This is a genomic window from Ramlibacter sp. (assembly GCF_028292805.1).
GTDB lineage: Bacteria > Pseudomonadota > Gammaproteobacteria > Burkholderiales > Burkholderiaceae_C > Ramlibacter.
Genome location: NZ_JAQGLS010000288.1, coordinates 1 through 11,601, shown reverse-complemented (window position 1 = coordinate 11,601; position 11,601 = coordinate 1). Strand labels below are relative to the sequence as shown.

General features: G+C 69.9%; 12 protein-coding genes. 8 read left to right on the top strand and 4 right to left on the bottom strand.

The window, feature by feature from the left end; translation table 11 throughout:
- The 7 genes from JWP65_RS17530 to JWP65_RS17500 all read left to right on the top strand — a co-directional run.
- The coding region (locus tag JWP65_RS17530; RefSeq protein ID WP_299766045.1) for an OB-fold nucleic acid binding domain-containing protein at positions 1–324 on the top strand (324 nt) is incomplete at its 5' end.
- 172 nt (positions 325–496) lie between these two features.
- Positions 497–1,456, top strand: coding sequence for a tripartite tricarboxylate transporter substrate binding protein (locus JWP65_RS17525; RefSeq protein ID WP_299766042.1), 960 nt, complete (start codon positions 497–499; stop codon positions 1,454–1,456).
- 10 nt (positions 1,457–1,466) lie between these two features.
- Positions 1,467–2,321, top strand: coding sequence for an FAD binding domain-containing protein (locus JWP65_RS17520; protein ID WP_299766039.1), 855 nt, complete (start codon positions 1,467–1,469; stop codon positions 2,319–2,321).
- Positions 2,314–2,808 (top strand): (2Fe-2S)-binding protein, encoded by a 495-nt coding sequence (locus JWP65_RS17515; protein WP_299766037.1) that lies wholly within the window; start codon positions 2,314–2,316, stop codon positions 2,806–2,808. The genes JWP65_RS17520 and JWP65_RS17515 overlap by 8 nt, the downstream gene beginning before the upstream one ends.
- Positions 2,805–5,174: a xanthine dehydrogenase family protein molybdopterin-binding subunit gene (locus tag JWP65_RS17510; RefSeq protein WP_299766034.1), complete on the top strand. Its 2,370-nt coding sequence runs from the start codon at positions 2,805–2,807 to the stop codon at positions 5,172–5,174. The genes JWP65_RS17515 and JWP65_RS17510 overlap by 4 nt, the downstream gene beginning before the upstream one ends.
- A complete protein-coding gene (locus tag JWP65_RS17505; RefSeq protein WP_299766032.1) occupies positions 5,171–6,472 on the top strand; it encodes a Rieske 2Fe-2S domain-containing protein in 1,302 nt (433 codons plus the stop codon). Before JWP65_RS17510 ends, JWP65_RS17505 begins: the two co-directional genes overlap by 4 nt.
- Positions 6,469–7,746: a M24 family metallopeptidase gene (locus tag JWP65_RS17500; RefSeq protein WP_299766029.1), complete on the top strand. Its 1,278-nt coding sequence runs from the start codon at positions 6,469–6,471 to the stop codon at positions 7,744–7,746. Before JWP65_RS17505 ends, JWP65_RS17500 begins: the two co-directional genes overlap by 4 nt.
- A 22-nt stretch (positions 7,747–7,768) precedes the next feature.
- Here JWP65_RS17500 and JWP65_RS17495 read toward each other — a convergent pair whose 3' ends face one another.
- Together JWP65_RS17495 and JWP65_RS17490 are read right to left on the bottom strand one after the other, a co-directional pair.
- Entirely contained in the window at positions 7,769–8,323 is a 555-nt protein-coding gene (locus JWP65_RS17495; RefSeq protein ID WP_299766028.1) for a MarR family winged helix-turn-helix transcriptional regulator, read from the bottom strand.
- 80 nt (positions 8,324–8,403) lie between these two features.
- On the bottom strand, positions 8,404–9,405 hold the full coding sequence (locus tag JWP65_RS17490; RefSeq protein ID WP_299766027.1) for a tripartite tricarboxylate transporter substrate binding protein: 1,002 nt from the start codon (positions 9,403–9,405) through the stop codon (positions 8,404–8,406).
- 131 nt (positions 9,406–9,536) lie between these two features.
- Here JWP65_RS17490 and JWP65_RS17485 point away from each other — a divergent pair, with 131 nt between their 5' ends.
- Entirely contained in the window at positions 9,537–10,472 is a 936-nt protein-coding gene (locus JWP65_RS17485; protein ID WP_299766025.1) for a succinylglutamate desuccinylase/aspartoacylase family protein, read from the top strand.
- A gap of 4 nt (positions 10,473–10,476) precedes the next feature.
- On the opposite strand, the gene JWP65_RS17480 is transcribed toward JWP65_RS17485, so the two are convergent.
- Together JWP65_RS17480 and JWP65_RS17475 are read right to left on the bottom strand one after the other, a co-directional pair.
- Positions 10,477–11,226, bottom strand: a complete 750-nt coding sequence (locus JWP65_RS17480; protein WP_299766023.1) for a metal ABC transporter permease — start codon at positions 11,224–11,226, stop codon at positions 10,477–10,479.
- A partial coding sequence (locus JWP65_RS17475) for a zinc ABC transporter substrate-binding protein (RefSeq protein WP_299766020.1) occupies positions 11,223–11,601 on the bottom strand: 379 nt, incomplete at its 5' end. The genes JWP65_RS17475 and JWP65_RS17480, both read right to left, overlap by 4 nt.

The following is an 11,601-nucleotide window of genomic DNA, read 5'->3' as shown; positions in this document are numbered from 1 at the left end:
CATGACCTGCCGCACAACCGGAAGGTGGGGGCGTGCGGCATCGTCACCGTGCGCCAGCAACCCCAGACCGCCAACGGCACGATCTTCGTCACCCTCGAAGACGAGACCGGGCCGGTGAACGTGATCGTGTGGAAGCACGTGCGCGAGCAGCAGCGCGACGCCTTGCTGCATTCCAAGCTGATGGCGGTGCGCGGCGTCTGGCAGCGCGATGTCGACAGCGGCGGCCAGGTGCGGCACCTGATCGCGGAGTCGCTGGAGGATTTGACGCCGCTGCTGGGGCGGCTGGGCAGGACCAAGGGCAGCGGGAGCCGCGATTTTCATTGATGCCGCGTGGATCGGCCAGGTAGTTGCATGAAACAACTGATGGTGTTAGTCTACTTTTCACCAGCGCACCTGAAACGGAGTCGACATGCCTTTCCGCCTCTCTCGCGATGCTCGCCAGAGCGCCCAGCCCGCAGCACGCCGTCCTCGCCGCCTCGTCTCCCGGCGTGGCGCCATGGCCATGGCGGCTGCCGGCGTGCTCATGTTCCAGGCCAGCCCGGAAGTTCGCGCCCAGGGTGCCGACGTCTTTCCCAGCAAGCCGATCCGGATCGTCGTCGGATACCCGCCCGGCGGCTCTTCCGACAACATCGCCCGCGTCGTGGCGGAGCGCATGAGCATCGAGATGAACGCGCCCGTCGTCATCGTCAACCGGCCGGGCGCGGGCAGCACGCTTGCCGCTGGCATGGTCGCCGCCGCGCCGGCCGATGGCTACACGCTGCTGCTCCTGTCCCCCGGTACCAACGCGGTGTCGGCGGCGATGTATCCCAACCTGCCGTACGACCCGGTCAAGAGCTTTGCGCCGATTTCGCAGCTCGCTTTCGGGCCGGTCTTCGTGCTGGTGGGCTCCGCCTCGCCCCTGAAGTCGATGAACAATCTGGTGGCCGTCGCCCAGGCAGCGCCCGGCAAGCTCACCTTTTCGCATTCGGGCACCGGCACCGGCCCGCACCTGGTGGGCGAGGCCATTGCCCTGGCCATGTCCACGAAGTTCGTGCACGTGCCCTACGCTGGCGCCGCGCCGGCCACGCTGGCGGTGCTGGGATCCCAGGTCGACTTCTCCATCAGCGACATCTCGGCCGTGCCCCATTTGCAGAGCGGCGCCTTGCGCGCGCTCGCCGTCTCCACGCCGCAGCGCTGGAGGCAGTATCCCAATGTGCCGACGCTGCGCCAGTCGGGTGTCAACTTCGACTACACGCTGTCGGTCGGCCTCGTCGCCACCGCCGGCACGCCGGCGGAGATCGTGCAGAAGCTCCACGCCGCCGTCAGCAAGGCCGTGGCCAGTCCGGAGGCGCAACAGCGCTTCGCCACGCTGGGCTTCGAGGCCAGCGCCACCAGTCCGGAAGCGTTCGGCGCGATGGTCGCCGGCGATGTCGCCAAGTTCGGCCCCATCGTGCGGCAGACGGGCCTGAAGCAGTGACGTCGGCGGAATGAAGAGGACCGGGCATGGCCTGATCGCCACCACGGCGCGCTCGCTGGCTCCGTTTCGGCTGTACCGCCCCGAGAGCGTCGCCGATGCGGTCGACAGCCTGGCACGGTGTCCGGGCGCCACGCTGCTCGCGGGCGGCACGGATGTCGCCGGACAGATCAATGCCGGGCTGCAGCCCCATGCCGTCGTGGAGTTGCGACGGGTGCGCCAGCTCGAAGACATCCACGTCACGCCGGACGGATTGTCGCTGGGAGCTGCAGTGACCCATGACCGAGGCGCGCGTGATCCATCCGTGGCCGCCGCGATCCCCGGCCTTGCGGCGGCCTGGCGGCAGATCGCCACCGTCCGCATCCGCAATCGCGCCACCGTCGGCGGCAACCTGATGGCGCGCAAGAGCCGCTACGAAATGTCGGTGATGCTGATGGCGCTGCGGGCACGGCTGCATTTTGCCGGTCCGGCGGGCGCGTGCGACATCGCGGCAGAAGCCTTGTGGACCGATGCTGCGCAGTCCGATTCGTTGCTGACACACGTGGTGCTGCCGCTGCCACCGGGAACGGTGTTCGGCTATGACCGCAGCCTCAGGCCGACGGTCACGCTGGCGGTGGCGCTGCACCGCGACGGCACCGCGGCCACCGGCCATGCAGCCATCGCTACCGAGTGGCTCAGTCCATGCCTGTTGCCGCTGCCGCCCATGCGCGACCTGCGGGACGCGCGGCAGGACGCCCAGACGATCGCCGCCATGGCCTTGGCGCAACTTCCTGGCGATTTCGCGGACGTCATGACGCCGCACTGGTACCTGGCGCGCGTGGGCAAGGTCCTGCTGGCGCGCACCTTGAGGGAAATCGCGAATGACTGATCCCGCCCACGTTGTCACCGTGCGCTTTCACCTGAATGGCCGCGCCGAACAGGTCGAAGTGCCGACCAGCCTGACTCTCACCGACTTGCTGCGTGACCGCTTTGGCCTGTCCGGAGTCAAGTTCTCCTGCTCGCGCGGGGTCTGCGGCGTGTGTACCGTGCTCGTGGACGGCGACCCGGTGGCAAGCTGCTCCCAGTTCTCCTTCCAGATCGAGGGCCGCGCGGTGCAGACCATCGAAGGCTTGCGCGGCGATGTGCCGCACGCGGTGCAGCGCGCCTTCACGGAACATGGTGGTTTCCAGTGCGGCTATTGCACGCCGGGGATGGTGCTCACTGCCAAGGCGCTGCTGGACCGCAACGCCGCGCCGGACCGCGCGGAGGTCGTCGAGTGGATGAGCTCCAATGTCTGCCGCTGCACCGGCTACGAAGCGATCGTCGAATCGGTGTTGGCGGCGGCGGAAATGCTGCGCCGGCAGCCGCGGGCATGACAAGGGTCGCGCCCGTGGCGCACGATCCCGACGCGACGCGGGTGGATGCGCCCGAAAAGACCACCGGCACCGCCTGCTACGCGGCCGACGTGGTGCTGCCCGGCATGCTGCACGCCAAGGTGCTGCGAAGCGCTCGGGCGCATGCCCGCCTGCTCGGGATCGACGTGACGCTGGCGCGCCAGGTGCCCGGCGTGCGCGCCGTGGTCACGGGGCAGGAAGTGCGGCAGGCGCAGGTCGCTCCGCACGGCTACTTCATCAAGGACCGCCCGGCGCTCGCGCTGGACAAGGTCCGTTTCGAGGGCGAGATCATCGCCGCCGTCGCCGCCGACTCCGAAGCCGCCGCCGTGCGCGCGCTGGAGTTGATCGTCGTGGAGTACGAAGACCTGGCCGTGGTGGCCAGCATCGACGCTGCGCTCGACGCCGCCGCACCGGCGTTGTTCGAGTCGCCGCCGCAGGGCCACGTGCCCGCCTACGGTGCCGGCGCGAGCGGCAGGATGCAGCCGGCGAAGAACGTCTGCTTCGAGTTCGACTACACCACCGGCGACGCCGCTGCTTTCAGCCGCTGCGACCACGTGTTCGAGGACGAGTTTCGCTTCTCGCGCATGCAGCACTTCACGCTGGAGCCGTTCGTCTGCGTGGCCGACGCCGCCAACGGACGCTTCCAGGTCTGGAGCTCCACCCACACGCCGTTCGTGCTGCGCCGTGAACTGGCCCGTATCTTCGGCATGCCGGAGAACGCGGTCACGGTGCACGTCGGTTTGGTCGGCGGATCCTTTGGCTCCAAGTCCAGTTGCCGCAACGAACCGGTGGCCCTGCTGCTGTCGCGCCTGAGCGGGCGGCCCGTGCGGCTGTGCATGACCCTGGAGGAGGGATTTCGCACCAGCAGCCAGCACGGCGCGGTGTTGCGGCTGAAGACGGGCGTGATGCGCGACGGACGGCTGGTGGCCCGCAGCAGCGAGATCTACCTGGACTCGGGCGCGTATTCGGACGCCAGCCCCCTGGTGGCGGAGAAGGCCGGCTACCGTATTCCCGGCCCCTACCGCTGGGACTTCATCGAGACGCGTTGCATGTGCGTCATGACCAACACCACGCCGGCGGGTGCGTTTCGCGGCTTCGGCGCCTCGCAGGCGACGTGGGCCAGCGAAAGCCAGGTCGACATGATCGCCCGCCGGCTGGGTATCGACCCGTTCCAGATGCGCGCCAGGAACCTGCTGCAGCTCGGGCAACCCTTCGTGCCCGGTGAGAGTGGCGTCGACAGCGACTTGCTGCAGGGGCTGCAGCTGGTGGCGGACGAGATCGGCTACGGCCAGCCTCGCCTGCCCGGTCATGGCATCGGCCTGGCCATCGGCTTCAAGGACGGCGGCGGCGTGAACAAGCCGGCACAGGCCCGGGTGAAGGTCTCTGCCAACGGCGACGTGTTCCTGCACTGCGCGACAGTGGAGATCGGCCAGGGTGCCCGCACCGCCTTGTCGCAGGTGGTCGCCACGGTGCTGGCGACGCCGCTGCGGCGCGTCTACTGCCCACCGGTCGATACCGACTACGCGCCGTTCGACCAGGGCACCAACGCGAGCTCGGGCATCGCCGTCATGGGCCAGGCCGTGGCCCAGGCGGCTTCCAGGCTGAAGGACCAGGTGCTCGCATTCGCGGCGGAGCAGCTGGCGTGCGCAGCGCACGAGTTGCTGCTGGACGACTGGACGGTGCGGCGCGGCGATGAAGTGTTTCCCTTGGCGCCGTTGATCGTGCGTCAGTTCGGCGGCACCGGCTTCGAGTTCACTGCCGATGGCTTCTCCAAGGCGGCCCGGGACCACGGCGCGCCGCTCGAGGCCAAAAGCGTGTTCTGGGAGATCGGCTGGGCCGCCGCCGAGGTTGCGGTCGACCGCGAAACCGGGCTGGTCAAGGTGACGCGGCTGGTGGTCAGCGGCGACGCGGGGCGCGTCATCAACACGCTGGCCTGCAAGGGCCAGGACCAGGGCGCCGCCGTGATGGGCCTGGGACAGGCGCTGTTCGAGGGCCTGGCGTTCGACGCCGACGGCGTGCTGGTCAACACCGATCCACTGGACTACAGGGTGCCCCTGGCGGAGGATCTTCCCGCGTCGTTCCTGGCCATCACCCAGGAACAGGGGCACGGCCCGGGCCCGTTCGGGTCCAAGGGCATGGGCGAGGGCGGCATGCTGCCGGTGGCAAGCGCCATCGCCAATGCCATCGAGGATGCTGCGGGCGTGCGGATCACCGCCTTGCCATTGACCCCGCTGCGGGTGCTGGAGGCCCTGGTCGCGGCGGGGTCAAAAACTCAGCAACCAGTTGACAAAGACAACTGGTTGGTCGACAATCAGGCCGACACAACAACCACGCGAGAACGTGCATGAAAAACGAAGCAGTCGCAGCGGACATCAGCTGGCAGGTGGATGACTTCATCAGGACCGGCCCGACGGAGCCGGCGGGGCGCTACCTGCGCCGGTTCTGGCATCCCGTGTACCACTCGGTTGACCTGGTCGCGGGGCGCCCGGTGCCGCTGCGGATCATGAGCCAGGGGTTCACGCTTTACCGCGGCGACGACAGCGGCGCCGCGTTCCTGGTGGATGAGCGTTGCCCGCACCGCGGCGCCCAACTGTCGGCCGGCTGGATCGAGGGCGACGCGCTGCGCTGCTTCTACCACGGCTGGAAGTTCGACTCCACCGGCCAGTGCGTGGAGCAGCCCGCCGAGAACTCCGCTTTCGCGGCCAAGGTGGCGATTCGCTCCTACCCGGTGCGCGAATATCTCGGGCTGGTGTTCGCCTACCTGGGCGAGGGCGAGCCGCCGGAATTTCCGCTGTACCCGGAGTTCGACAGCTTCGACGGCCTGCTCGAGGTCGATTCCTATTCGCGCAACTGCAACTACTTCCAGAACCTGGAGAACGCCCTCGACATGAGCCACGTGGGCTTCGTCCACGGTGACAACCAGGTGGCCTTCAACGGCATCGGCGACGGCAAGGGCTCGAAGGCGGTCGAGTCGTCGTGGGGCGTGACGTATTCCTACACCCGTCCGGACGGCCAGCAACGGATCCAGCAGTTCGGCATGCCCAACATCTTCTACATGCTGGCCCTGCCGACCGACGAGGACATCGGCTGGCAAGAGTCGCTGTTCTGGTGGGTGCCGATCGACGACGAGCTGCACATGCAGTTCAGCCTGCACCGCGTGCCGGCCGACGCGCAAACCGCAGCGCGGATCAGCCAGCGGCGCCAGCAACGCCGCGGCGAAATCGACCTGGCGCACCAGGACGTCTGCGAGCAGGTTCTCAACGGCATGCTGCGGCTGCGGGACCTCGATCCCAAGCGGATCGACCTGGTGCGGCTGCAGGACGACGTCGCGCAGATCGGGCAGGGCCGCATCGCCGACCGCAAGGCCGAGCGCCTGGGCAGCGCCGACATCGGTGTGGCCTCGGTGCGGCGCCTGTGGCGTCAGGAAGTCAGCCGGCTGTACCAGGGGGCCGCGCTCAGGACCTGGCGGCGCGGCCCGGAACTGGTGCCGGCCGCATGGGGCTTGGTCGGCGCGCCGGCGCGCGAGTTCGGCGGAGTCGCCGGCAGCGAAGGCAGGGAGCTGGCCACGGTCGACGTGCGGCCGTACGTCGAGGTGAAGGCCCAGCTGCTCGCGCTGCACGGGGCGGCGGCAAGGGCGACCCGGTGAACGCCAGGAACGGTGGCGCGAAGCCCGGTTCGGTGCCGGTGCAGGCTGGCCCGACCTTGTCGCTGAAGGAGCGAGACCGCCGCTGGAACGGGCTGCGGGCCCTGATGCGCGAGCGCGGCGTCGAGGCGCTGGTCGTGGGCAGCTTCCAGGGCCGTGAGCGCCATGAGAGCTACCTCACCGACGACTTCCTCGATGCGGTGGCGATCCTGACCATGGATGCGCCGGTGACGGTGGTGACCTTCTCGCCGGCGCGGCTGTCTCGCGTCTACGAGAGCGCCCGCCGCGGTTTTGAGCCCTGGGTGACGGACTACCGCCTGGGCAACGGCGGCGCGGCCGTCGCACGGGTGCTGCTCGAGCGCGGTCTGGGCGAGGCAAGAATCGGCGTCGTGGGCTACGGCCCGACGGCGCCGGGCGAGATGGAAGGCCAGCTGCCGCACGGCTTCCACAAGTCGCTCGGCAACATGATCCCGGGGGCCTCACTGGAGGACTTCACGCGCGACTTCACCGACTTCCTGTTGGTCAAGAGCGATGAGGAACTGGCGCTGCTGCGCTTTGCCGCGCTCGTCAGCGAACATGCGGCCGCGGTGATGGCCGAGGTCGCCAACCCGGGCGTCTCCGAAGCGCTGGTCTACGCGGAGGTGCTGCGCGAGATTCACCGCTGGGGCTGCGACACGCGCTACCCGTTTCTGAGCATGCAGTCCGGGCCGGACAACATCTCCTGGGGCGCTCCGCGCTGGACGCTGCGGGCGGAGCCGCCGCGGATCCTGCAGCGGGGCGACGTCGTGCAGGCCGAGATCCACACCCTCTATGGGGGACAGGAGTCGCAGGTCCAGATGTGCGTCGCGCTCGGGCCCTTGAGCCCGGAGTTGCTGCAGTGCGAAGCGGTGGCGCGGCAAGCCTATGAGGCCGGGGTGCGGGCGGTGCGCCCAGGCGTCACCTTCGCCGACGTCGTCCATGCCATGGAAGCGCCCCTGGAGCGCAGTGGTTGCTGGGCCAAGACGCCGCTGCTGCACACGCTGACCTTCGGCGCCACCGGCTTCACGCCGGTGAACCGGGACCAGCTGTCAGGCACGCTGGAGGGGCAGATCGAAGCCCAGGCCAGCGCCGGCATCCGCCGCGGCGAGCTGGTATTGCGCGAGGGAATGTCGCTGGAGCTGGAGCCCAATGCCTGTCTGGGCACACGGCGGATCAACATCGGCGGCGCGGTCGTGGTCACGGCCGGCGGCTGCGAGGAACTCAACGAGCTGCCCACCCGCGTGTTCCACAAGGCATGAGCGGGGGTGGACCGCTGCCAGGCTAGGCGTCGTCCTCGCCCGGCTGGCTGGCTCCATCCACGGCGATCCGCGCGGCGATCCGGTCTTCGACCCGCCGCAGGGTTTCGAACATCGACGCAGCCGCGGCGGACGAGACATCACGCAGCAGGTCCGCCTGGACTGCGCCCATCTGCTGGGCAATGCGCTGCTGGAGCGTGTTGCCCTTGGGCGTGAGGAACAGGTGGACGTTGCGGGCGTCCTCGACTTGCAGCTTGCGGCCGATGAGATTGAGTTCGAGCAGGGAACGGACCGTGCGTGAAACCGCTGACTTGTCGAGCGTGACCCAGCGTGTCACTTCCTGCGCGGTGGCGGGGGCGACCTGGGCGATGACGCTCAGCACCTTCCACTGCTGGTTCGTCAGCCCGTGCGCGGCGAGCACCGGTCCGGTGACCCGGCCGATCATGAAGCTGATGAACGACAACCTGTAGGAGAGGTTGCTCTCGAGCGGGCGTTCGCTGCGCACCGCCGCCGCCGCCGCCGCTGGCTTGCGGGTTCGAGCGGTCTTCGGCGGGGCCGCCTTGGTGACAATCTTGCCCATCGTGTGTCCGTTTCTCGCTGCGGCCGGGCCGGGTTCTGGGTCGGAAATCATGGCCGCGCGCGGCAGCAGCGCCGTGCGGGTCACTGGCGCTTGAGGCCGACGTGGTTGACGATCGCCGTGTACTTTTGCAGGTCGGTCGCGAGGATGGCGCTGAACCTTTCCGGCGTGGTCGGTGCTGCTTCGTAGCCGAGGCTGGCCAGCTTGCGTCGTGCTTCCGCGTGGCCCAGAGCCTTGGCGATGCCGGCGTTGATCTTTTGCACCACGTCGGCCGGAGTACCGGCGGGCGCCACCACGCCGACGGTCAGCGTGTAATCGAGGCCGGGCACGCCGGCCTCGGCCAGCGTCGGCACATCGGGCAGCTGCGAGGACCGCCTGGCCGTGGTGACGGCCAACACGCGCAGCTTGCCGCTGGCGATGTGCGGCAGGGCGGACATGTCGGCAACGGCGAAGTCCACCTGGCTGGAGAGCAGCGCCAGCGTCGCGGGCGCTGCGCCGTTGTAGGGGACATGCATCGGCCTGATGTTGGACGCCAGTGCCAGCGACTCGGCGATCAGGTGCGGACCGGCGCCATTGCCAGACGACGCGTAGCTGACCCGGCCGGGGTTGGCGCGCGCCAGTTCCACCAGCTCGCGCAGCGTCTTGACGGGCGAAGCGTTGTTGACCATGACGAAGAACGGTGCCACCGCCACCTGGCCTACACCAGCAAAGCTCGTCAGTGCTTCGTAGCGCAGGTTCGGGTAGAGCGCGTAGGACACCGCATGGGTGCCGGGCGCGATCAGCAGCAGCGTGTGGCCATCGGCAGGGGCGGCGGCGACGGCCGCCGCCGCGAGAGTGGCGCCTGCGCCAACGCGGTTCTCCACGATGACCGGCTGGCCCCACTCGGCGGCCAGCCGTTCCGCCAGGATGCGCGCGGCATTGTCCGAGGAGCCTCCGGCCGGAAAACCGACGACGATCTTGACGGTTCGGCTGGGGAACGCGGCGCCGGTCGGCTGGGCCTGGACGGCCGGGGCCAGCGTGCCGATCAAGGCGCCAGCGCCCAGCGCGGCCAGAAGGTGCCTGCGAGTGAGGTCCACAAAGGTCATGTCGTCTCTTTTTCCAGGGAGGTTGGCGAAAGCGCGCCTGGGTGATCAGCGCGCAACCGATTGTAGTTTGCAACCGGTTGATATGGAACCCCGACAAGCGTGGAGTCGCCAGCTGCGACACAATCCCTGCCATGACCACCGCCCCGCCCCCGCTCGAACTCCTGCCGCGCGACCTGGCGGCCTACCGCGCCGGCAACACCGGCATCCCCTACGTGCATCGCTTCGACTCCGGCCAGCCCGGCCCGCACGTGCTGGTGAACGCGCTGACCCACGGCAACGAGTTTTGCGGCATGGTGGCGGCGACGCACCTGCTGGACCAGGAGATCCGCCCGCGCATCGGCACGCTGACCGTCAGCTTCGCCAACGTCGGCGCCTACGAGTCGTTCGATGCGCAGCGCCCGTTCGAGAGCCGGCAGCTGGTGGACAACCTCAACCGCGTCTGGTCCGCCGAACTGCTCGATGGCAGCCAGGACAGCCCGGAGCTGCGGCGCGCCCGCGAGCTGCGGCCGGTGGTCGCGGCGGCCGACCACATCCTCGACCTGCATTCCACCTCGCAGGACGTCGAGCCGTTCTGGGTCTACCCCGCCTACCCGCGCAATGCCCAAGTGGCGCTGGCGATCGGGCGGCCTGCCGTGCACCTGGTGATGCCGAACGGCCTGGGCTCGGGCGTGCCGGTGATCCAGCATGGCCGCCATGGGATCGCCGACAGCGACGCCGGCGTGGCGCTGGTGGCCGAGTGCGGCCAGCACTTTCGCAACGCGACGGCCGACGTGGCCGTCGCCGTCACGCTGGCCTTCCTGGCCCACTTCGGGTTGATCGCGCCGCGCACGGGCCTGGCGCCCAAGCCGCCGCAGCGTCGCTACGAGCTGCTGCAGACCTATGTGGTCGCCACGCCGCAGTTCCACTTCGCCCGGCCCGTCATCGGCTTCGAGACCTTCGCTTGCGGCGAGTTGATCGCCACCGACGGCGGCACCGAGATCCGCGCGCCGCAAGACTGCACGATCCTGATGCCGACGCGCGCGCCGATCGCCGGCCGCGAAGGCATGTACCTGGCACGCGCGCTGTAGTCGCTCAGGCCCGGGGCAGGCGCAGCAAGCAGCTGCCCAGCCCCAGCGCGCACAAGGCGACGGCCAGGCTGGCGCCGCTGGGCCAGTCCAGGGCCCAGGAGATGCCCAGTCCCGCCAGGCAAGCCACCACGCCCAGCACCAGGCCGACGCCCGCTCGCGCGCCACGGCGGCTCCAGAGCGCGGGGCCGATCAGCAGCGCGAACACCAGGTACAGCCCCAGCACCGGCACCGCCACGCTGAGCGCCAGCGCGAACAGCGGATAGAACCAGCGGTCGAGCCCCAGCAGGGCCGGTGCCCGCCATGCGAGGACGCTCACCACCAGCGCCGCCAGCCACAGCAGGACCACGCCCGGCCACGGCGCCCACAGCACGTCGGCGGCGAGCAAGGCGGTCAGGCGCTCGCGCCCGTGCGGATCGAAGGCGGCGGCGATCACGCAGGCGCCGGCGCCGGCCACGTAGACCAGGCCGATCAGCGCTTCGCGTTGCTGCGGCCAGCGCCGCGCCAGCCACCACACCAGACCAGCCCCGGCCAGTGCGGCCCCGGCGGCGGCCAGGGCCGTGAGCCAGGCCGGCGGATCCGGCACCAGCATCGAGACGGCCAGCACACCGCACGCCGCCACCTGCGCCACCGCCAGGTCGATGAACACCACGCCGCGCGCCAGCACCTGCGCGCCCAGCGGCACCAGCACCAGGCAGGCCGCCAGCAGCGCCGCCACCGGCGCGGCCAGCCAGGCGAGGTCGCTGGCCGTCGTCACCGCGGGGCCGCCAGCAGGCGCTCGATCAGGTGGTCGTACAGGCCGGGCAAGGTGTTCGCCGGCGGCTCGTCCGCCACCGTGGCCGGCAGCTGCAGCACGGGAGCGGTGCCACCGAGTTGCTGCGCCAGCCACTCGGCGCTGCGCGGGTCCTGGTAGCTGGTCACCAGCACGGCCCGGGGCGGCGCGCTGCGCGCCAGTTCCAGCACGCGCTGCAGGTGGCCTGGCGTTGGCGGCACGCCGGGCTTGGGCTCCAGGTCCGCCGACTGCTCGATGCCCAGCCACTGGAACAGGTAGCTGAAGGTGGTGTGCTGCGCGGCGACCCGGGTGCCGCGCAGCGGCGCCGCGCGCCAGCACCTGCGCGCCCAGCGGCACCAG